This is a genomic window from Vibrio sp. ABG19 (assembly GCF_029962385.1).
GTDB lineage: Bacteria > Pseudomonadota > Gammaproteobacteria > Enterobacterales > Vibrionaceae > Vibrio > Vibrio ostreae.
The window spans coordinates 475,560-495,738 of sequence record NZ_CP071707.1 but is presented as its reverse complement, the minus strand read 5'-3'; the positions used below and the strand labels follow the sequence as shown (position 1 = coordinate 495,738).

General features: G+C 48.0%; 20 protein-coding genes. 6 read left to right on the top strand and 14 right to left on the bottom strand.

Annotated elements, in window-relative coordinates; all coding sequences use genetic code 11:
- Positions 1-6: 6 nt before the first annotated feature.
- Both J0X00_RS02145 and J0X00_RS02140 read left to right on the top strand, forming a co-directional pair.
- Positions 7-1,248 carry an aminotransferase class V-fold PLP-dependent enzyme gene (locus J0X00_RS02145; protein WP_282476887.1) on the top strand — a complete coding sequence of 414 codons (1,242 nt, stop codon included), beginning with the start codon at positions 7-9 and terminating at the stop codon, positions 1,246-1,248.
- A gap of 156 nt (positions 1,249-1,404) precedes the next feature.
- Entirely contained in the window at positions 1,405-1,644 is a 240-nt protein-coding gene (locus J0X00_RS02140; RefSeq protein WP_136483617.1) for an RNA-binding protein, read from the top strand.
- A gap of 46 nt (positions 1,645-1,690) precedes the next feature.
- Here J0X00_RS02140 and J0X00_RS02135 read toward each other — a convergent pair whose 3' ends face one another.
- The gene (locus J0X00_RS02135) at positions 1,691-1,939 is read right to left on the bottom strand and encodes a hypothetical protein (protein ID WP_282476886.1); all 249 of its coding nucleotides are present in this window, start codon (positions 1,937-1,939) and stop codon (positions 1,691-1,693) included.
- 393 nt (positions 1,940-2,332) lie between these two features.
- The gene (locus tag J0X00_RS02130) at positions 2,333-3,526 is read right to left on the bottom strand and encodes a DEAD/DEAH box helicase (protein WP_282476885.1); all 1,194 of its coding nucleotides are present in this window, start codon (positions 3,524-3,526) and stop codon (positions 2,333-2,335) included.
- 330 nt (positions 3,527-3,856) lie between these two features.
- On the opposite strand from J0X00_RS02130, the gene J0X00_RS02125 reads away from it, so the two are divergent.
- Both J0X00_RS02125 and J0X00_RS02120 read left to right on the top strand, forming a co-directional pair.
- Positions 3,857-4,390, top strand: coding sequence for a YbhB/YbcL family Raf kinase inhibitor-like protein (locus J0X00_RS02125; protein ID WP_136483620.1), 534 nt, complete (start codon positions 3,857-3,859; stop codon positions 4,388-4,390).
- A gap of 56 nt (positions 4,391-4,446) precedes the next feature.
- Positions 4,447-5,232, top strand: coding sequence for a helix-turn-helix transcriptional regulator (locus tag J0X00_RS02120; RefSeq protein ID WP_282476884.1), 786 nt, complete (start codon positions 4,447-4,449; stop codon positions 5,230-5,232).
- A 149-nt stretch (positions 5,233-5,381) separates the two neighbouring features.
- Here the strand turns inward: J0X00_RS02120 and J0X00_RS02115 are convergent, their stop codons facing one another.
- The 10 genes from J0X00_RS02115 to J0X00_RS02070 all read right to left on the bottom strand — a co-directional run bounded on the left by J0X00_RS02115 (position 5,382) and on the right by J0X00_RS02070 (position 14,802).
- Positions 5,382-5,690 (bottom strand): hypothetical protein, encoded by a 309-nt coding sequence (locus J0X00_RS02115; RefSeq protein WP_282476883.1) that lies wholly within the window; start codon positions 5,688-5,690, stop codon positions 5,382-5,384.
- A gap of 726 nt (positions 5,691-6,416) precedes the next feature.
- Positions 6,417-7,118, bottom strand: coding sequence for a phosphoribosyltransferase (locus tag J0X00_RS02110; protein WP_282476882.1), 702 nt, complete (start codon positions 7,116-7,118; stop codon positions 6,417-6,419).
- A 115-nt stretch (positions 7,119-7,233) separates the two neighbouring features.
- Positions 7,234-7,401 (bottom strand): hypothetical protein, encoded by a 168-nt coding sequence (locus J0X00_RS02105; RefSeq protein ID WP_282476881.1) that lies wholly within the window; start codon positions 7,399-7,401, stop codon positions 7,234-7,236.
- A gap of 167 nt (positions 7,402-7,568) precedes the next feature.
- Positions 7,569-8,120: a hypothetical protein gene (locus J0X00_RS02100; protein WP_282476880.1), complete on the bottom strand. Its 552-nt coding sequence runs from the start codon at positions 8,118-8,120 to the stop codon at positions 7,569-7,571.
- Between the two features lie 148 nt (positions 8,121-8,268).
- Positions 8,269-9,462, bottom strand: coding sequence for an ISL3 family transposase (locus J0X00_RS02095; RefSeq protein ID WP_282476786.1), 1,194 nt, complete (start codon positions 9,460-9,462; stop codon positions 8,269-8,271).
- A 77-nt stretch (positions 9,463-9,539) separates the two neighbouring features.
- Complete coding sequence (locus J0X00_RS02090) at positions 9,540-9,881, bottom strand: hypothetical protein (protein ID WP_282476879.1); 342 nt, start codon at positions 9,879-9,881, stop codon at positions 9,540-9,542.
- A gap of 599 nt (positions 9,882-10,480) precedes the next feature.
- On the bottom strand, positions 10,481-11,152 hold the full coding sequence (locus tag J0X00_RS02085; RefSeq protein ID WP_282476878.1) for a GAD-like domain-containing protein: 672 nt from the start codon (positions 11,150-11,152) through the stop codon (positions 10,481-10,483).
- Positions 11,153-11,694: 542 nt separating this feature from the next.
- Positions 11,695-12,282, bottom strand: a complete 588-nt coding sequence (locus J0X00_RS02080) for a hypothetical protein (RefSeq protein ID WP_282476877.1) — start codon at positions 12,280-12,282, stop codon at positions 11,695-11,697.
- Between the two features lie 5 nt (positions 12,283-12,287).
- Positions 12,288-13,241: a hypothetical protein gene (locus J0X00_RS02075; RefSeq protein WP_282476876.1), complete on the bottom strand. Its 954-nt coding sequence runs from the start codon at positions 13,239-13,241 to the stop codon at positions 12,288-12,290.
- Positions 13,234-14,802: a vWA domain-containing protein gene (locus J0X00_RS02070; protein ID WP_282476875.1), complete on the bottom strand. Its 1,569-nt coding sequence runs from the start codon at positions 14,800-14,802 to the stop codon at positions 13,234-13,236. The genes J0X00_RS02075 and J0X00_RS02070 overlap by 8 nt, the downstream gene beginning before the upstream one ends.
- Before the next feature lie 368 nt (positions 14,803-15,170).
- Here J0X00_RS02070 and J0X00_RS02065 point away from each other — a divergent pair, with 368 nt between their 5' ends.
- Positions 15,171-16,514 (top strand): hypothetical protein, encoded by a 1,344-nt coding sequence (locus tag J0X00_RS02065; protein ID WP_282476874.1) that lies wholly within the window; start codon positions 15,171-15,173, stop codon positions 16,512-16,514.
- Between the two features lie 64 nt (positions 16,515-16,578).
- Here J0X00_RS02065 and J0X00_RS02060 read toward each other — a convergent pair whose 3' ends face one another.
- On the bottom strand, positions 16,579-17,448 hold the full coding sequence (locus tag J0X00_RS02060) for a LysR family transcriptional regulator (protein ID WP_282476873.1): 870 nt from the start codon (positions 17,446-17,448) through the stop codon (positions 16,579-16,581).
- Between the two features lie 100 nt (positions 17,449-17,548).
- On the opposite strand from J0X00_RS02060, the gene J0X00_RS02055 reads away from it, so the two are divergent.
- On the top strand, positions 17,549-18,160 hold the full coding sequence (locus J0X00_RS02055) for a LysE family translocator (RefSeq protein ID WP_282476872.1): 612 nt from the start codon (positions 17,549-17,551) through the stop codon (positions 18,158-18,160).
- A 78-nt stretch (positions 18,161-18,238) separates the two neighbouring features.
- Here J0X00_RS02055 and J0X00_RS02050 read toward each other — a convergent pair whose 3' ends face one another.
- Complete coding sequence (locus tag J0X00_RS02050) at positions 18,239-20,170, bottom strand: TonB-dependent receptor (protein ID WP_282476871.1); 1,932 nt, start codon at positions 20,168-20,170, stop codon at positions 18,239-18,241.
- Positions 20,171-20,179: the final 9 nt, after the last annotated feature.

Here is a 20,179-nt window from a genome sequence, read left to right as displayed (position 1 = left end):
GAAACCATGACTACACTCGATATGGATTTTGTACGCCAGCAATTTCCGGCGTTTGCCGAACCTTCTCTGCACGATAAAGCCTTCTTTGAAAACGCCGGCGGCTCTTATTTATGCCGTCAGGTACTGGAGAAATTTGACCAATACTTCCACCAGCTCAAAGTGCAGCCTTATTACCCCAACCCGGTTTCGGCTAAGGCAGGTGAATGGATGGATGCCAGCTACCAGGCGCTTGCACCGTGGTTAAACTCAGCGCCAGACGAGATCTATTTTGGCCCGTCAACCTCGCAAAACACGTATGTACTGGCCAATGCGGTCATGGGATGGCTGCAACCCGGCGATGAAATCGTAGTCACTAACCAGGATCACGAGGCCAACAGCGGCGTTTGGCGCCGACTGGCAGAGCGCGGTATTGTGGTCAAAGAGTGGAGCGTCAATCCTGTGAATGGCATGCTTGAGCTAGACACCTTGCAGCCCTTGTTGACTAAAGCAACTAAGTTACTCACATTTCCGCACTGCTCCAATATCCTGGGTCATATCAATCCGGTCGCGGATATCTGCGCGCTGGCCCGTCGACATGATGTGCGCACGATAGTGGATGGCGTCTCTTTTGCAGGACATGGTCTGCCGGATGTCAAAGCACTGGGCTGCGACATCTATCTGTTTTCCCTTTACAAGGTATTCGGCCCCCATCTGGGCGTGATGGTCATTCAGTCAGACATGGCGTCCAAGCTGGCTAATCAGGGCCACTATTTCAATGGTGAATTTCGTGAAAAACGTCTTTATCCGGCCGGACCAGATCACGCGCAAGTGGCAGCCGCCAAAGGGGTCGCCGATTATTTTGCCGCTATTTACCAACATCACTTTCCCGACCAGCCAGAGGCCAGTGCCACGCAAAAAGCTGAGGCGGTACGCGATCTGCTGCATCAGGCCGAACTGACCACTCTGCAGCCGCTGCTTGAGTTTCTCAATCAGCATCCGGCGATCCGTATTATCGGCCCGGCCTCTGCAGCGCAGCGTGCCCCAACAGTATCCATCACGGTTAATGGCGTACTGCCGGCTGACCTGGCTAAACAGTTGGGTGAAGAAGGCCTCTTGTGCGGTGCCGGCCACTTTTACTCCTGCCGCCTGCTCGAGGCGATGGATATCAATCCGGCAGTCGGTGTCGTACGCTTTTCTATGGTTCACAACAGTTCGCCAGCCGAAGTCGAGCGCCTGATCGCGACATTAGCGCGTCTGTTACCAGCGTAATCAGCACTGCAGAGCAAGGTCAGCTTATGGTTCCTTGCTCTGCGTAGCCGCCGGTTATTACGCATGATTATTTTCACTGAAATGACAACATTCACTTGGTCCGTCGGGCGATTACTGCGACAATGGAGGCCGTTTTTACCCAATTAATGGTTCAACATGAAACTTCTAGTCCGCAACCTGGCTCGCACCACAACCGAGCACGAAATTCGTCAGCTTTTCTCTGTTCACGGTACTGTAAAAGAATGCACTCTGGTGCTTGATCAGGAAACGGGTCAGTCGAAGGGCTTTGCGTTCGTTGAAATGCCTGAACTGGCAGAAGCCAAAGCAGCAATCGCCGCACTGAATATGACCAGTGTTGCCAAGAGCACCATTCGCGTCAAAGCAGCACAAAACTGATTCAGAAGCCAGCCCTGAACGCTGGCTTTTTTGTTTCTCCACCACCTCACGGCTCGCCTTCTTGCGCTTCCAATGCGAGCAGGATTTTTCTCACATTCACATCCTGCCCCACCTCACAATGATAATCAGGCAAGACTTTCTGCAGCAGATCTTTTTCGATGTAACCCGCCGAGATCTGAGCGCGTAACCGCCTGATCAATACTTCACGCGACGAGCGTGAGGAGTGCAAAACATTCTGTGATGGTTTCACATGCTTTGTAAACAGGTACTCAAAAATGCGTTGTTGCCAGTCCATGCGATGAGTCCTCGCAGTTTATTGTCTTAATCCTGCTGCCGGCGCAGCGTATCAACCTCGGGCATGTGTATAAACGGGTACAGTCAACGTTTAATCACGACTTACGACTATTTCGCCTCTTTTAGAGTAAAGTTACCAATTTTTTACGGCGAAATTCCTGCAAGTATTGAACATGAACAGCAGAGAATCAAACCGGTTAATTCAATCCATTCGCCGATTATTATCTTGCCAACGGACTGGTTTGAGTACTCGGTCATACTGGATCCTATCGCCAGCTCCCTGAACAGATGATTAAGCAGATCCTGATAAAATATTGAAACAAAAAGGGCCGCGCAAGTTTTGCCTGCGCGGCCCGATGTAAACCGTTACTAGCTGGTCAGCAGCGAAAGCCGCTTATGCCTTCGGCTCTCGTTTACTTTTTGGAACATAATTGAGAATGGAAATCGGCACCGGCTTTTTCGGTTCAAAGCCTTCCACGACTCTGCGCTCGATCAAATGACCAAGACGGCTTTCAATCATGCACAGATTTTTAAAATTGTCTTTGGAGACAAACGAAATCGCTTCACCACTGGCATTCGCCCGTCCGGTACGACCAATACGGTGCACGTATTCATCGGCCGGGAATGGCAAATCGTAGTTCACCACCCGCGACAATTCGTGGATGTCGATACCGCGCGCACCAACGCCGGTTGCGATCATATATTTAATCTTGCCGGCTTTAAAATCTTCCAGTAACTGAACACGCACCGCCTGGCTGCGGCCGCTGTGAAACGCTTCAGCATGAATACCACGTTTTTCCAGCTGCGATGCCAGCTTGGCTGCACCATGCTTGGTTTCAATAAAGATCAGCGCCTGATCCCAGTCGTTTTCCTGAATCAGATGGCTCAGCAGAGCGGATTTCTTGTCTTTATCCACCGTGACCAGCCACTGTTCAATATTCGCTTTAGACGCCTGATTAGCAGCAATACTAATCTCATACGGATCATTCACAGCCGTCTTAGCCAGATCACGCACTTTGTGCGACAAAGTGGCCGAAAATAGCAGGAACTGTACCTCAGTTGGCAGACGATCGATGATTTTATTGATCGGCTCAATAAACCCCATGTCCAGCATGCGGTCGGCTTCATCCAGCACCACCATTTCGATCTCTTCAAAATAGACCGCACGCTGACCATACATATCCAGCAGACGACCCGGCGTCGCCACCAGCACATCCACTCCTTCAATCAGGCGTTGTTTTTGCGCTTTTTCATCCACGCCACCAAACATCGCCATCGACGTTAAACCGGTGTGTTGGCCGTATTGGGCTACTTTTTCCGCCACCTGAATCGCCAGTTCCCGAGTCGGAACCAGAATTAAAGCGCGTACGCGTTTCTTGCGCTCGGTCTGACGGCCCTGCAATTTATGCAGGATCGGCAAAACAAAGCTGGCGGTTTTACCAGTACCGGTCTGCGCCGCCGCGATCAGATCCTGACCTTGCAGAATGACCGGAATGGCTTTGGTTTGAATGGTAGTAGGTTTTTGATAACCAAGTGCTGCCACAGCTTGTGTCAGGGCATCACTTAACCCCAGTTTGGAAAATGACATGGACGAACTCTGAATTAGTAACCGAAATTGTAGAGCCAAGCTCTACCTTAGCGTGCGATTCTAACATGAAGGCGGCGATTTCCTGAATGATTTACCAAAACAGAATCAGCATTAGAGCCTAAAGAGGACACGCTTTCATCTGGCTGGTGCATTAAAACGGGACACACATCAGAGTCAGCAGCTCAACGTTGCGCGTCATCCATTTTCTTTCGTTACTCTAAATCCAGTAAGTATCAAACTGAATCTGAAATACATTAAATATGATACTTTAAGAGATGAAGAGCATTCACTTAGCCCCTAAACTGATCCCAAATCAAAAGGAGCATTATCATGAATTCATTCGCTACATCCATTTTCGTTGCAGGCCTGATGGCAACCGCTTCCGCTCAGGCGTTGCAAATCACCAGTCAGGATATTAAAGAAGGTCATCCGATGGCCAAAACATTTGAATTCTCAGGCTGGGGCTGCGACGGTGATAATCTGTCACCGCAATTAAGCTGGACAAACGTTCCTGCCGGCACTAAAAGTTTTGCTATCACGGCTTATGACCCCGATGCGCCTACCGGCAGCGGTTTCTGGCACTGGATAGCTTATGACCTGAACGCCTCTGTCACCTCGCTGCCACGCGGCGTCGATATTGCCAAATTAGGTGGTCAGGAAGCCCGAGTTGATTATGGGAAAGCAGGCTTTGGCGGCGCATGCCCACCAGCCGGTGATGGCATGCACCGTTACCAATTCACCGTCTGGGCCCTGCCAACAGATAAACTGGACGTGACCACCACCACGCCGCCAGCAGCGATTGGTTTCACGCTCAATAAAATCGCGCTGGACAAGGCAACACTCACCGCGACGTACACTAAATAGCTGCCAGTCCCAACACAAGACGTTTACGGCAGGCAACATTCCTTGCAGGGGGATCGATGAATCATCATTATCAAGTGACGCCGTTTAGCGCCCGGCAATCACAAAAACTGCGTAATGTGCGTATTCACTCTCCCTGCCTGGTGCAGATCCTGACCGGCAGCAAGCGGCTTTACTGGCGTGAAACGGCGGTTGAGTTGTCAGCGGCGCAGTTATTGATTTGTGAGCCGGGAGCATCGCTGAGTTTTGAAAACCTGCCGCACAAAGGCGCGTTTTCATCACGCATGTTCAGTTTTCACTGTCTGCCTGAGCGCAGTATGCTGGAACTGAGCAGGCAGCGAGCTGACACCGGGCGTTCAGAGGTTGTCGGGTTAGATAGCGCACTACGGGAGACCTTGCACGCTCTGGCCGGGTTTAATCTGGACGAGATGAGCCTCGCAACCCAGACCTATTGGTTGATGGGGCTCTATCAGCAACTGGCGGAAAGAGGAGCGCTACATCGTCTGTTCCCAGATTCTGAGTTGTCATTCAGCCAGAAGTTAAGTCGATATCTGGCTCTGACGCCAAGTCAGGATCATCCACTGGAAAACGTGGCCGAGCGGTTTGCTGTCAGCCGGGCGACCCTGATACGCAAACTAAAGCAGGAAGGTACCCAATATCGGGAAATTCTGGCTGAAGTGCGCCTTAATCATGCGCTGGGGTTAATGCAGAAAGGGGATCACAACGTGGCCCTGCTGGCGCAGTTATGCGGTTATCAATCGGAGGGACGCTTCAGTCAGCGCTTTAAAGCCAAATTTGGTTTAACGCCGCGCGAATATATTAAAACACTGCACTGCGCGAATTAGTTAGCAGATACAAAAAACGGACGCTTCAGAAGAAGGGTCCGTTATTACCATGCGACAGAATAAGGTAGCCGCGATACATCCCGGGCGGCTACCCAAACACTTCCATCTTGTTCAATTTCATTGAATATCATCCTGATAAAGCACGCAGATTAGTTATCAGTAGTCAGATAACGACGATGCTCAATCAGATTACCTTGTGAGTCTTTGGCGACGAATTTATACACGTGTGGCACGCTATCATGGTTAACAATACTCACGGTACCATTCTCAGAAGTGAGGTACTGCTGACCTTGAATAACAACCGGATAATTTGCCACACCCTGGCCGTTCGAAGTCAATGTGACTGTGGCTTCGTTGTCCAGAGTGAAGATATTCATATCCAGATCAGCAGCCATAGCACCAGCGGCGAGAGTAGTAGAAAGGGTTGTGGCAATCAGTGCAGAAACGAACTTAGTCATGCTATTTTCCTCTTAGTTTTGTTTATCGATGCGCCTTAGCGCTTGAGATAAATATTACGACTAGATCACATTTTGTTCGATAGGATAGATTTGATTGGATTGTTCATGAATTTTGAACAAATAAACAGAAGTTATACTATAAAATCCAAATTATTCACCACTAATTAGCGGTCCTATCAGCAGCAGACCCTAGATCAATTACTGTCAGCCACACAATCAAACACTTAGCAGGGGTAAGGCTAAGCAGCCTTACCGCCCGAAACCATTACTTATGCTGCTGACCTATTCGATCGGTTGCAAGGATTGCCTAGATAAACCTTTTTAGCTTGAATAGTACTACAGGGGCAGTAACGCCTCAGACAGTATCCGCAGCGATCTTTCCCGTCATTTCTCCGCCTGCGCAAAAGAGACGGTTAAAACGTTGAAATGTAGATGAATACCGGAGCATATTTTGTCAGTGTTCAGGCTGAACATTGACAAAAAAGACAGAGAGACAAACGAATGGTAAACTGCAGATACAACAACGCCCGGATAAACCGGGCGTTGTTGTCATTAATAAATTAATGGTGTCAGCCGATGCCTAACTAAACGATACTTAACCCTTATGGTCTGACCTCGTTTCACGGTGCAAGCTCGGGCTCATGAGCTTTCGCTCATATCTTCTTTAAAGACCATAGAGCACATGTACGGTCTGTGTATCTAATTATACGTCCCTTTGTTACCGAGTCAAGTCACCGGGCCCAGCAACGACAGGCATTCAATATCCACTTCCGGGTGTTTGTTTTTCAGCGCCCGATAGCCTGATTTAAACGTTGTGCCGGAGGAAACCAAATCATCCACTAAAAGGACCCGGCCTGCGGGCGTAAAAAACGGGTTCAGCCGGACAGGCTCAACAAACTGGCGCTGAAACTGCGATAAATCTTTCATGGTGAAAACCGCATTCGGTTTACCCGCTTCCAGTGACTTCCTCAGTTCAATGATCTCTTTGTGACTCTCCACCTGCTGCAGTTGGGTCAGCACATTGGCATTGGTCGCTTTGACAAACGCATTACGCTCAACCGGTACGCCCAGGGCCTCATGACAAGCCTGAGCCACCCAGAAAACCACAGGTTTTGAAGAGGGCAAAGGCAGAATACGATCAAACACTTCTCCCTGATAATGGCGTGCAATAATAGTTTTCATCAATCCAGACAGATGCGCTCTGTCTGCATCCGAAATGCTGAATCTGTGCATCTCCTTCAGTGCATAAATCAGCGGGTTTCCGTCTCCGGATCTGTTCCGGGCTTTCTTACGCTGAAACACCGCCGTCAGGTATTTCTCTAAACCGATGTCATACTCCACCGGATTTTTATCCGGATGGGTGACAACCAGCCGTTCATGGGCATCGGTTAGTGACACCAGTTTTGATTTGGAAACGTTAATGCCCATCGCACTCTTCTAGCTGCAAACAACCTATCAACCAAGGAGTTAGGGTAATGGAATCGCGGCCGAAAGCCAAAATATATTCAGCCCAGGCGGAGTGTATCAATACTTGTGGGCACAATTATTCTTCGACTACCTCAAGCCAATCCAATGCAGATACTAAGTCGACAAGATTCCGATAACCTTGAGCAGAAATCGTATTAAACTGCTCTTTGATATAGATGTACTTTAGCCACTGAACGGTCACTACAGTGCTTGATGACCAGTCAAAAGATATAGGTCCAGCCATAGTTTCTCCTACCTATAGGTTGCCAGCATATTCGCTCATCGATAGAGGATAATTTTTGAACATAGGCTCAATAGCTAAAATTCACCGTACAGATCAGAAATCTGATTGCTTAAAATTTGGCATGTCCAGTTCAATATTGACAAAGTATGGCGCAGCGATAAACGCTATTACCTCATATCAGTGATAACAGTTAATGCCTTGTCTAGCTCTTCAGAGAGCCAGTCTGTGATCGTATCGATATTGTAATTTGACTCTAGCAGCTGACTAATCGGTAACGATTGGAGAAATATTGTCGACTCTACATCAGTACGTTCTCCGACTGTGTAGCCTTTTGTTAAAAATGCGTCTAAAGCTTGCTTGGTATATTTTTCTTCGGTTGTACTGTACCCAAACACTAACTGAGGATAAGACCCGTTTTTAGGAAATATCTCTGTTGTACCCCACTCACTATCGTATTCTGGAAATTGAATGCCCCAAAAAAAATACTGATAAGGATTTTGATTGATGATGACCCAACTCCAGCATATTGCCGCCCCCCAATATGCACAGCTTCTGCGATCACGTCCTTTGTTTTCTTTGTTCCAGTTAAGTAGAGAATGGTCAGAGTATTTGTCCTTAACCCTCTGAAAAACCGATTCCATTAACCCATCTAACCGTCGTCCTGCGCCACTGTATAATAGCTCCATTACAGCAAAGTCTTGCCTGGTTGGTAGGTCCATTGCTAATCCTTGTTGTTTTAAAAATTGTTTGTAGTCTTCAATGTGATGAATATCAGGTAATAGATGCAGGTAATCGTATACCTCCTGCCAATAAACAACCCTGCGATCTTTGACTGAATAATTTTTCGATTTCAGGTCTAAAAATGGTTCATCGCGGCTTTCCGGGGAAAGCCGCTTTTATCTTTAAAAAAAAGTAATCGATATCTCGGTAACCGTAGCCCATTCGTTTGATTAACTTTATTTTGTTGTTTATCCCTTCGAGCGTACAGGTATTGAGTGGGTAGCTTGCAGAAGCAACGATGCCATGAAGATACGGTTTGAGCTTTCTCGCGAAGTCCATAAGCGGCTTGATCCCGCTTTCTTGAACTTGCTCCCACCATACGTCCCATAAGTCTTCCGCTTCTCTTTCCGACTGGCACCTCCATAACTCTTTAAGCTGAGAGCCAAGTAAATACGTCACCATTAAGTCCTTGTTCATGCTCAGTATCTCACTCAGATAGCTCTCCTGCTTACCGTCTAAATTAGCTCTGTTTTTGAGGAGAACCCAGCGTGAACGTTTCACCCATTGGCGCGTTTTCTTGTCCTGTTTGAGTTGATTAGCTTGGTCAACTCTGACTCTATCCATCACTTCCCGGCCAAATTTGGCGACCACGTGGAATAAGTCGTACACAATGCGGGCGTTAGGACAATGTTGCTGCACTTCAAAGTCGAAAGCCGTATTCATATCCATTGCAACCGCTTCTATGTTCTGGCTATGCTCACCGAGTAATTCAAAGAAGGGACGGATATCTTTTCGGCTGCGTCCGACGCCTATCCAAAGCACTTGATGCGTCTTAGCATCCGCGATAACAGTGGCATAACGATGTCCCTTGAAGAGAGCAAACTCATCCATGACCAGTTGTCTCAGCTCTGCCCAGTTAACCTCTGGCACCACATGTTGCAGCCGACGCTTATCTATCGCCTTAATCGTATGCCAATGAACCCCCGTCATCTGGGCAATATGTTTGATAGGAAGAAGAGGCAACAACTGCTCAATGTAACTTCTTAAGCGGTTAGTCAGGCGAGCAAAAGGTTCAAGCCAAGAAATAGATTCGGTTTTGATACCGCAGTCAGGGCACTTGATACGCCTTGTTTGTAGGGATAGCTCGACGGGTACGCCGAGAATCATCGCTTCCTTAATCGTGCGCCACTGATAATCATGTATGGCTTGAACATGTTGCCCACATGAACATCGAGCAGTTGTGCTGGGTTGGAGAGTAATCGTGATGAGAGAAGACGTTTGTACAGACTTTACGACATGAAAGCCTTCCCAGAACGATGATAGGAAAGTATGATTCGGCATGAAAACGGTAGTTTGTGTAAGGTTGTGTTTGGCGATGTAACCTTATCACTTACTACCGTTTTTGTTTTAAGTTCCCGCTAATCCGCGATGAACCCTAAAAATTGGCTCTCTGGTAATGTTTTATTGGTGAGAAGAACTAACGCTGGGCTATGGCTTGCTGAGGCATGCTTAAACAGCCAACTATCATAAATTTCCAACTGAGAAATACTATCTCCAACCAAGTCAGTTCCCGTAGTAAATCGGGCATCAATCTTCACTTCAATCACATAAACAACTGCGTTATCGACCAATCCCACCAAATCAGGATAGCGGATAGTTCCGGTATCAGTAATGATGGAATATTGGGTTTGCCAGATAACTTCTTTATCAAGATCGCATTTGATTTTTAGCTTTTCCAGTAAATCTTTTTGCTGTGTCATCGTCATTCGGTTCAAAATGTCACACAGCCCTTCAGTACAAAAGTTTTCGAGCTGACTGCGTGAATCCGAGGCTTGATATTTATACAACCTAGAGAACAAATTCATATGTTAATACTTGTCAGGTTCTGAAAGCACAGATAGACCCAAAATCATAAAGTACAGTCTCACAGGGTTACTCAATTAAACACATAGTGAATTATCAGATAAACGGTGTAAACATAAATAACGAGATGTAAGATCACTCATCTTAATGCAACTCCGGCCAGAGTATCATTACACCATGTATTATGCCTCAGATCGTATCCGCAGCGATCTTTCCTGTCACTTCTCCGCCTGCAAAAAAGAGGCGGTTAAAACGTTGAAATGAGCTTGAATACCGGAGCGGGTATTGCCAGTGCTCAGCCTGAGCATTGACAACTTTCCAACTGAATCAAGGAATGAGAATTTAAACACAAAAACGCCTGAAACCCTTTATATATAAGGCTTCAGGCGTTTTATGGCAAAAGGAAATTTTCATCTATTTGGGCGAAATCAGCCGAAATCGGTGACAAGGTTTTTATGCCTATTTTTCCAGGTACCCGTCACCGTCAGTCACTGTATTACTCTCCGAAATGCTTGACCGTATTACTGACCATTGATGCCATATCGATGACTTCAGCCCCGCCCAGGTCCGCGATGATCTGCAGGAAAGAATGCAGGTTTTCTTTGCTCATCTTATCAGCAGATTTTTCGCCCCCCATAAACAGGTACGGCGTAAACACCATGACTTCATCTTGGTTAACTGGCCCATGTTTTTTTACAACGGACGGAAATAACGGCTTGGAGTTTACTTTGATATCCACATTTCTTGGTTCTTTAACTCCAAAAAAACTTTCTATTGCACTGTCTGCCTGGAGACTCGCAATCTCTTGCTCATCACCAACACTAGTCTTTATCCAGTTTAAATGCGGCATAATAGTCAATGAGTGACCTGTACGTTCTCCCCACAGATAAAGCACTCCATACGCGTTACGCGCGATAACGTGATAATTATCAAACTCAGAGAAATCGGTCCCTTCAAGAAACGCGTCAACTATCTCTTCGAATTCGGCTGGATTAGTGATCCAGAAAAGCCCGTTCTGAAAACCAGAAAACCCTGTATTCTGCCAGTATTCAAGTAACCTATCAGGCAGAATACCACGGTAGGGTTTCACTTGTTCCTCTGTCGCTTCGATGTATTCAGTAGGTTGACCAAACTCATCCAAAAACATTTCAAAATATTCATCAATCATCGTTTATTTCTTTCCGTTTAACGGGCAACGCTCCAATGCAACATTCATCTTCGCATCAGGCCCGAGAGTATCCAGGGCAGCTTGTGCGTACATTTGGGCGCTTCAGGAATATCTATTTGCCGGGCCACGGGAACAGAGGTGCCTCTATTTCCCATGTTGTGTGCTTTTGCAGTATTAAGTGCCGCTCTCGATTTTGCCCAGTCTCGGGCCATATGACAGCTGGAACACCTGCATGTTTCAGGGTTCGGATTAGAGAATGGGCATCGATGAGGCTTGCTCTCATCAAATACGTCATAAAGCATTCAATTGTTCCGTTTGATTAATAATGAACAGGAGAATACCTCAATAAAATCAGGGGCCAAAACCTGCCCGGGCCAGGCCATTTTTTGTCTGCTCTCAGGCAAAAAATGGCCTGAATTCCTTCTGGATAGCCAAACTGTATTAGAAACAGATATAACAAAGCGGCCAGCAAAAGCTGGCCGTTACCTAGGTAGCTACACGAAGGCATGTAGACCTCCTTTCTCTCCCGCCTGAGACTTCGGCTAAGGAAGTTTGACGTCAGCGATATCGAAATCAGCCGGTAACTGGTTATTCTCAAAGCGCCAGACGCCAGGTTCAACAAAGCGACCACTTAACGGTTTATTTTTGTAAGTCACTGTCGGGCCAACAGATTGCTGCAAACGATAATAATGTGCGTACTGACCGGTCGCGTAACTGCGGCTCCATGATGGATACGGATCAGTATCTATCACCTGAGACCAGCAGGAAGTATTCGACGTCCCGAACTGTGCGGCCCACATTAATGTGTCAATGGCCCACAGTAAGCCAAACGTGCTGACCGTAAACAGGATACAGTCGTCCGGATTACTGCCACTGTAGCTATAATTCATCACACCTTGTTGTTCCATGACTTTGGCAGAGACACTCTCGGCGATCCCCAGATGAGAGTAGTGCCGGCCCTGCTGACGAAATACGATTTCCCATCCCTGCTTATTGACCTGATACTGATCCAGTGACTGCTGGAACTTCCCTTCAACCGGTTCCTCTACCCTGCGATACTGACTACTACAACCAACAACGCTGGCCAGTGTCAGACTGATCACTGACGTTTTAATAACGGATGTTTTCATACTGCTTAGCCCTGGTTACAGTTATCACGGATGGTGGTACGTAAACGAGTCGTCCCGTTCTCATCGTCAATGCCATATTGCTCAAATGCCTTCAATTGGGAGTTGGCGCTAAAGCACGCCATTTTGCTCCGCAGGCTGCGAGCCTCCTGCTGAGCCGCTTGATCAATATCGGCCTTTTGAGTGAAAGCACGTTTGGTTTCAGCACCGAGCTGCTGTTTTTCCACAGAATAAATAGCGTCAAAACGCTCAAAATCCAGCGCGCGGAACCAGCGCTGCAATTTATCCAACTGCGCGCGATGAGCATCAATAGTGGTTTGCTCAATCAGATTAAAGCGCAATAACTGGGTCACGCTGGCCAGATCATGCTCCAACCGGTACAAGTTCTCTGAACGCGAGAGCAGAGCGCCGGAATAACGTTCCAGCCGGGCTTTACCCTCTTGTGCCCTAGTCTGCGCGGCATCAAACTGCTGGCTTTTGATCATCTGCTGCATGACCGTACTTTGCTGCGCCGCCCATGCCGACACCTCTTGGTTAGTCAGGCGTTGCTTTTTCTCCTGTTTAAGCCAGTCACTGCGACTGGATTCAAATTTTTCCAGCGCGGCTTTGGCAGCTTTCGAGACCTGAGGCTCTAACTTCTGATGCAATTCGAGGGCTTTTTGATAGTAAGTACCGCTGCGCCCGGTCAATGCGAGGTAACGGTTTATCTCGCTCCAGGCCTTGCTGTACTGATTGCTGTGATAACCCGACATGGCATAAAAGAAGTGAAAACTGTCGTCCAGAGCCAAACCGACCTGTTCAACTGTGGCAAATTCCTCAAAGGCTTTACCATAACGCCCGTCTTTATAAAAGGTCTGAGCCGCCAGTAAAGACTGATCAACCTGCTGCTCTTTGGTTAATGCCCATGCACTACTGCCGGAGCAAAGCATTGCCACCAGCAGCCAAGTTCTGATTTTATTCACCAAATCCATCCCATATTGTGTGTTGCAAATTCGAGCTCGCCGACGGAGCGGACGGCGTTGCATCATACGAACCGATTAACGACAGAATGCCCATCGCGATCGCCGCGTTTTCAAAAGTCTGTGACAGTTGGCTGGCCTTCGCTGCCGCTGCGTAATCACCGCCACTTTGCTCTGCCAACTGTTTGAGGTCACGCGCCGCGCCGGAGCCACTGTTCAGCTCCAACCCAACCGTCTGATGACGAAACAAAATGCCGCGGCTTTTCAGCTCATCCACCACAGGAGACAAGATCTTGCAGCCATCATCACCATCGGCGAGCAACAGAATCATTTCGCTGCCCGATTGCCGGCTACGGTTATTGGCCAGATAAACATTGGCATATTCCACCGCAGCGCTCATCGGTGTGCCCCCGTCCGCCTGCAGACTGGCGACAAAAGTGCTGAGTGACGCGCTGTCCACACTAAACGGGTGATGGTTGGTTATTGGTGCGTCACAGGTGCCGCTGAATGCCAGAACAGAGACTTCGGTATTACTGCGCACTGACTTTTTAATTAATTCGATGGCGGCGTGTTTAGCCTCTTTCAGTCTCGTACCACCCATGCTGCCAGAAGTATCTATCAGCAGTAACATGCTTGCAGCCGCTTGCGCGCTGCTTGGCTCTGACGGAACAGACGCACCACTGATAGTGGCCTGATGGGTTACACGCCCGGGTGAAGCAGAAGAGAACGGGTTGAAAGCAGAAGATTGCGATGCATTATTGCCTGCACTAGAAGAGTAAGTGCTCACTTTATCAGAGCCGGATGCAGACTGACTTTGCCTCTTCTCGCTGCCTGGCACGGCCGCTTGCAATGATGGCGTGCTTGGCGATTTGGATTGGTTTTTCTCAGCCCGCTGTTTAGCCCCGGCCAGAAACCAGCGTTTGATTCCGCTGATATCCAGCTGTGCATCGACCAGCTTAACGTCCCAAAACGTCAGGTTTCTGCTCTGCCCCATCAGGCGCTTAAATAACGGTTTGGCCTGCGATTCGTCCAGATAGCTGCGACCATCACGCTGCTCGGTGCCAATCAGTGCAGAGGAAAGAAAAAACTGGTTCCAATTCGGTGAACCCGGGCTATTAAAGCTCGCTGGAGCCGGGATTATTTCTGTACCTAACAGACCGCGTAGGCCAGGTTTGCCTACTGCTCCGCCATCACAACGAACCTTATTAACGCTATCGATACTGACCTCAATATCACGAAAATGCAGGCGAGCTTTCATCAGCACATCGCGTGGCGGGGCAACGGTTTCAATCTGCTTCGTATACGGATTATACAAGTTGAAACGTGCAGACTCGCTCAGAGACCATTTCACAATGCAATGCTCGACCGGCTCCCCCATCAATGACCAGGCTTTATAAGCATACTGCAGCCAGATACGGCTTGAATCTGCGTCGCTGTACAAAATGTCTTTGTGCCATTCGCCTGTAGCCCGGAAACTGCGCTCCTGCTTGCTTGACTCATCGGCATACCCCACAGCATGTAACGCCAGCAATAAAGACAACAAACCAAAGCGAATGCTTTTCAAACCGCGCACCATACCCAGATAAATGACATAACTATTAATAAATAGGCAGCGATATTATTTACCTGGTGAATAATTGTCAATTATTGAGCTGTCACGTTAATAAGAATATCCGAGAGTTAAGCGCGCATAACCGTTAACGGTTAGCCGAATTTATTTGCGACACACGCCTAAAAATGTGAGTGACATAAACGTGTGTCCCGCTCAGCCATTACGCTGAAACACAGACAAGCGGCGAAAATCCCATCGATACATCAAAAATATGATAAATGGATGATCAATCATCTCAAAAATGAGAGACTCGCAGACTCAGAAATGAATCAAATAATAATGACTATCCCGATAAACTTAACAATAATAGAGCTATTCATATGAAGTTATTCAAAACAGCAGCAGTGGCTGGCGTGATTGTTTCAGCGCTGACAGGCTGTCAAAGCACCGGTAATACGCAGAGTTCGGCGCCGGATACGACGAACCCTCAGCAAGTTGCCACTCAAACCGATGCGTTCACGCTGTTCGAGCAAATCAAAGCCGAACAAAGTCAGTGGCACGAGACTCTGGCCGACCTAGAGTCATTTAAGCTTTACTCACCAGGAAAAGTTCGTGATCTGCAGGATGCCTGGGAAGAGACCACTGAGGTTTACAACGATATTGTTGAGGATCCGAGTGAAACCACCGAAGACTATTCCATCTTCAGCTCTGCGACTTATGCTGAAAAGTACATGGAGCTGTTAGGGGAAACGAAAGCTCTGTACCAACAATTAACTCAGCTGAAAGCACAAGCCGATGAGTTACTTGCCGATTCCATCTCGCAAATGGATTATCTCGACCAGTTGGATACCAAAACAGCGTACGCCTCAGATTACAGCCAAATCCACGCCAGCTACCTGAAACTATTCAGATATATCGACGAAAATGAGCTCAACGACGCTCAGTTTGCTCAGGTGAAATTTCTGGATAAGGCCAAGCAGCTGGAAATCAAAGTCGTCCTGAAAAAATACGTCACCCCGTTAAAAGCAAAGCTGCTGGAGTTTCGCACCACTAAGCTGAATTTCCAGGCGCCGCTGACCTATCAACAGGCAGAAGCGGAAGTCGCCAAAGTTGAATTGGCCATTAAAACCGATTCGCGTGATTTCAAAGCCATCGAACAAGCAGTGAAAACAGCAGAATTCGAATTGAATCATACGGTGAACGTGGCGAACGAAGTCACTAAACTTTCTCTGGTAAAAAACCGTAATTTTGAACCGGTCGTGCTGAACTATGAGAAGTCTTTACTAGAGATTTCCCAGCAAATCGACGGAGCAGACTACCGCGACCAGTCATTCGGCAAGCAAGCAAAAGCGATCCTCGCTTCACTGCAGGCAAATAACAGTGAGGTTTCCGGCCAAAACGATGAATTGGCACAGCAACTGAGCAGTCGTACGCAAGAGCTCAATGTGGTCCAAGCGAAACTGCAAGCAACGCAAGCCGAACTGGCGGCCAGCCAAACCGCATTGCAGCATGAAAAAGAACTGAGCGAGCGCTTGTCGAAACTGCTGGAGTCATACAGCAAAACGGTACAAACCGTGATTACCGCAAACTCTGCGCCACCAAAGCCAACAGCGACTGGTGAGGCCGGTAATACCGCACCCGCCACGCTCCGTGAGGCCGTTTCGCCAACGACCGGCAGCATTGAGCCACAGTCATTGAATCCGGCGCCAACCACCACAAACTAACCTCAGACAGTTAGCTTAATTCCAGATAGTGCGCGCAGTCGGGCGTACTATCTGCTCAGCGTCCCTAGCCAGCGCTGTCTGGCTGACACATCACCATTTTCTTTTGCAGCCACTGCAAAAATTGCTGCTGGCTCTGAGTGAGCAGCATGGAACTGCTGAGCAGGATATAGCGATGTCCTGAAGGGCTAAATCCCCAAGGCGCCACCAAACGGCCACTGTGTAAATCATCAGCCACCAGCGGGTATGATCCTATCGCCGCACCTAATCCATCAGCGGCAGCTTGTAAGCAGAAATAAAAGTGACCGAAGGATTTAGCATTGCGCAGTGAAATCGCCTGCGCACATCCCTTCAGCCATTCTTCCCAGGCTGCAGGCCGGGTTTCACTATGCAACAACACCATATCGTCCAGATTATGTCGCACTCGATTCCAGTATTGAGGTGAAAAAACCGGCCCAACCCACTCGGGTACTAAATCATGAATGCCATAATCACCATCGATGGCAAAATCATCACGCCGAATCGCCAGATCAAGGCCGGACTGTTCAAGATTCACCGGCCCGCCGGCAGTAGACAGCCGCACATCAATGCCAGAATGCTGATAAAAGTCCGCCAGTCTGGGCATCAACCAACGCATGGTCAGAGTCGGCTCACAGGAAACTTCCAGTGAACGATGACTCGCGCGAGCCAGTTTTTTCACTCCGGTATCCAGTGCACTAAAGGCAGTATCTGTATACTGCTTAAGTAGTTTGCCTTCCGTACTAAGGCGCATGCCGCGCCCCTGCTTATAGAACAGCATGTGACCTAAGTGGTTTTCCAACAGCTTAATCTGCTTGCTCACCGCACCGTGGGTAATGTGCAGTTTTTCCGAGGCCTGGCTGTGATTCGCTGACTCCGCAGCAACATGAAAAACATAGAAAGCTTTCAGATGTCTCATGTGTGAATTTTCCTCACATATTAGCAGCGTTTAATTCGATTATAACCTGACGCCAAACCGATACAATTCATCCGTCTGATTTAATCGTTAAGGAGAAAACATGGAATGGTTCAGTCTTGCCATTTTCGGGCTATTAATCGTTATCAGCCCTGGTGCTGACTTTATTTTGGTGTTTAAGAACAGTAGCCGCTATGGCAGGAAAGCAGGCCTACTCACCGCATTGGGCATCGGATTAGGGGTATGTATTCATGTCACCTATTCGGTGATAGGTATCAGTCACTTGGTCTCACAGAATGAGTGGCTGCTCAACATAGTAAGATACACAGGCGCAGCCTACCTGATTTACCTTGGTGTCAGTAGTTTGCTCAGTGCAAAATTCAGCCTACCTGGCGGGCAAGAACCGGGCTCGCAAAGTCGAACTGGCGGCTGTTTGTTACAAGGCTTGCTGTGTAATACTCTGAATCCCAAAACCATGCTGTTCTTCCTTAGTGTATTTAGCCAGCTCATTTCTACCGCTCCAGACACCCCGTCCATGGCGGTGGTTTACGGCGCATACCTGGCTCTGCTGCATATAATTTGGTTCGGTTTAATGACTTACCTCATCACCTCTGCCCGTATTCTTGTCTGGCTGCAACACTTTGGCCACCGGATTAATCAGGCCTGCGGGTTTGGCTTGATAACGTTTGGCATAGTCCTATCCACTTCCGCGTAATACGAATAAAAAAAGGCGCCACAGATAAATCTGCCACGCCTTTTTCTTTGTATCTCCGCATAAACAAAAAACTAAGAGTTACAATGCCATATCCAGAGTGACGAAGTAGGTACGGCCGACGACATTTTCAGAATAATCCTGATCATCTGACTCCAGGTTCTCATCAAGCAGATTGGTAATGCCTGCCTTAACTGTCCACTGCTCATTGATATGGTAACTACCACCAAAGTTCGTTACTACATACGGATCCAGCCACTCATCGCCATCCCACTGCTTACCGGTATAATTGGCAGAAGTATAAAGAGCAATACGCTCGCTGGCATACCAGTTAAGGGTCAGGTTCGACATCCAACGCGGCACGTTTTCCAGACTGGTATCATCACTTTTGTCTTTTGCGTTGGTGTAGGTCGCGTTCGCAGTGACAGCCCAGTCCTGACTGAGGTCAAATTCGCCTTCCAGTTCAACGCCTTTGGTTTCCGCTTTATCAATATTCTGATAAGTAATCCAGCCGCTTGAACGGGTAGAAGTATCCCGGTCAATCATATCCGTTACTTCATTAAAGAAAGTGGTTGCCTGAACGAACCAGCTGTCGCCACTGTAGCTCGCGGCCAACTCATAGCTCTTAGAGGTCTCCGGGTTCAGAGCCGGATTTCCGGTCAGAAAACAGGAACCGCCACAACTGACTAATGCAAACTCAGGTGATGACTGATAAATAGTCGGCGTTTTAAACCCTTCAGCGTAGCCGCCTTTAAACGTCAAGCGGTCGGTTGCGCTGTACACCAGATAAGCCCTGGGCGTAAATTCACTGCCAAAATCGTTATGATGAGTCAGACGACCACTCAGTGTCGCGGACAGGGAATCACTCAAGCTGATCTGGTCTTGCAGAAAAACGGCCTGCTGGTTCGCTGTCTGCGTTCCGTCGTAGTTCTTATCGATATCAATCGCTGTATGACTGGCATCGAAACCGGTAGTGATCACCTGGCGGTCAAAGTTATCGAATGTCACTCGGGCGTCAAGTGAATGATTTTGCTGTTTCGCATTGGTCACACCCAGCAACGGATGCGGGTTGTCATCGTAAATTTTTGAACGTTCATACAAGTAGTAGACATCGCTGCTGCCCCAGCCCCATTCTCCCTGATGACCCAGCCCCACAGTGTATTTTTTACTGTCGGTAGTGATATCGTCACTGCTGTCATCTTTATCCGATTGAGGGAAAATACGATCGTTTTTCATATAGCCAAGATCAAGCAGAAGGGTATTGTTATCGTTCACCAACCAGCTTAAAGAAGAGTGCAGTCCGCTTCTTTCTTCATCGGTATTCCCGGTAAAATCATTGCTGCTGGCGACATCATCCGGAAACCACTCATCCTGCTTACTCACTTCCGCCGTGACGGTATAGAGCAATTTGTCCGGTATGGCGCTGCCACTGACAAATACATTGCCCTTTTTCATAGTACCGCCACCATCCTCCGGTTCAGAGTAAGTCAGACTGGCATTAACCCGTGTGTCCTCGGTTAGCTGCTTCAGAATCACATTGACCACACCGCCAATGGCATCACTCCCGTATAGCGACGACATTGGTCCGCGAATCACTTCTATCTGCTCGATGGCACTCATGGGAATACTGGAAAAATCAAAAGTCGCACCACGAACCATAGTTTCTGCTGAGGTGATGCGCCGGCCGTTGATCAGCAATAAAGTATAATTATCACGAGCAGAATTATTATTTTTCAGGCCACGAATAGTAATAAAAGGTTCACTACCCGATGTCCGGGCCACTTGTACTCCGGGAACACGTTCCAATACACTCGCCACATCGTTGACCGGGAGGCGATTGATTTCCTCATTATCGATGACACTGACTGACGCTGGGGCATCACGCAGAGAAGTCTGGTTTTTGGTGGCCGTGACCACCATCACTTCGGTATTGTCATTCTGGACACTCTCGGCTGCTGCCGCAGCAGAAAAACAAGCGGCAACCACTGCGCAGCTTAATAGTGATAATTTCATTGTGTCTGA

What these genes read in the sequence shown, in the direction of transcription:
- J0X00_RS02145 (WP_282476887.1), top strand. Translation starts at nt 7, where the DNA reads ATGACTACACTCGATATGGATTTTGTACGCCAGCAATTTCCGGCGTTT.
- J0X00_RS02140 (WP_136483617.1), top strand. Translation starts at nt 1,405, where the DNA reads ATGAAACTTCTAGTCCGCAACCTGGCTCGCACCACAACCGAGCACGAA.
- J0X00_RS02135 (WP_282476886.1), bottom strand. Translation starts at nt 1,939, where the DNA reads ATGGACTGGCAACAACGCATTTTTGAGTACCTGTTTACAAAGCATGTG.
- J0X00_RS02130 (WP_282476885.1), bottom strand. Translation starts at nt 3,526, where the DNA reads ATGTCATTTTCCAAACTGGGGTTAAGTGATGCCCTGACACAAGCTGTG.
- J0X00_RS02125 (WP_136483620.1), top strand. Translation starts at nt 3,857, where the DNA reads ATGAATTCATTCGCTACATCCATTTTCGTTGCAGGCCTGATGGCAACC.
- J0X00_RS02120 (WP_282476884.1), top strand. Translation starts at nt 4,447, where the DNA reads ATGAATCATCATTATCAAGTGACGCCGTTTAGCGCCCGGCAATCACAA.
- J0X00_RS02115 (WP_282476883.1), bottom strand. Translation starts at nt 5,690, where the DNA reads ATGACTAAGTTCGTTTCTGCACTGATTGCCACAACCCTTTCTACTACT.
- J0X00_RS02110 (WP_282476882.1), bottom strand. Translation starts at nt 7,118, where the DNA reads ATGGGCATTAACGTTTCCAAATCAAAACTGGTGTCACTAACCGATGCC.
- J0X00_RS02105 (WP_282476881.1), bottom strand. Translation starts at nt 7,401, where the DNA reads ATGGCTGGACCTATATCTTTTGACTGGTCATCAAGCACTGTAGTGACC.
- J0X00_RS02100 (WP_282476880.1), bottom strand. Translation starts at nt 8,120, where the DNA reads ATGGACCTACCAACCAGGCAAGACTTTGCTGTAATGGAGCTATTATAC.
- J0X00_RS02095 (WP_282476786.1), bottom strand. Translation starts at nt 9,462, where the DNA reads ATGCCGAATCATACTTTCCTATCATCGTTCTGGGAAGGCTTTCATGTC.
- J0X00_RS02090 (WP_282476879.1), bottom strand. Translation starts at nt 9,881, where the DNA reads ATGACACAGCAAAAAGATTTACTGGAAAAGCTAAAAATCAAATGCGAT.
- J0X00_RS02085 (WP_282476878.1), bottom strand. Translation starts at nt 11,152, where the DNA reads ATGATTGATGAATATTTTGAAATGTTTTTGGATGAGTTTGGTCAACCT.
- J0X00_RS02080 (WP_282476877.1), bottom strand. Translation starts at nt 12,282, where the DNA reads ATGAAAACATCCGTTATTAAAACGTCAGTGATCAGTCTGACACTGGCC.
- J0X00_RS02065 (WP_282476874.1), top strand. Translation starts at nt 15,171, where the DNA reads ATGAAGTTATTCAAAACAGCAGCAGTGGCTGGCGTGATTGTTTCAGCG.
- J0X00_RS02060 (WP_282476873.1), bottom strand. Translation starts at nt 17,448, where the DNA reads ATGAGACATCTGAAAGCTTTCTATGTTTTTCATGTTGCTGCGGAGTCA.
- J0X00_RS02055 (WP_282476872.1), top strand. Translation starts at nt 17,549, where the DNA reads ATGGAATGGTTCAGTCTTGCCATTTTCGGGCTATTAATCGTTATCAGC.
- J0X00_RS02050 (WP_282476871.1), bottom strand. Translation starts at nt 20,170, where the DNA reads ATGAAATTATCACTATTAAGCTGCGCAGTGGTTGCCGCTTGTTTTTCT.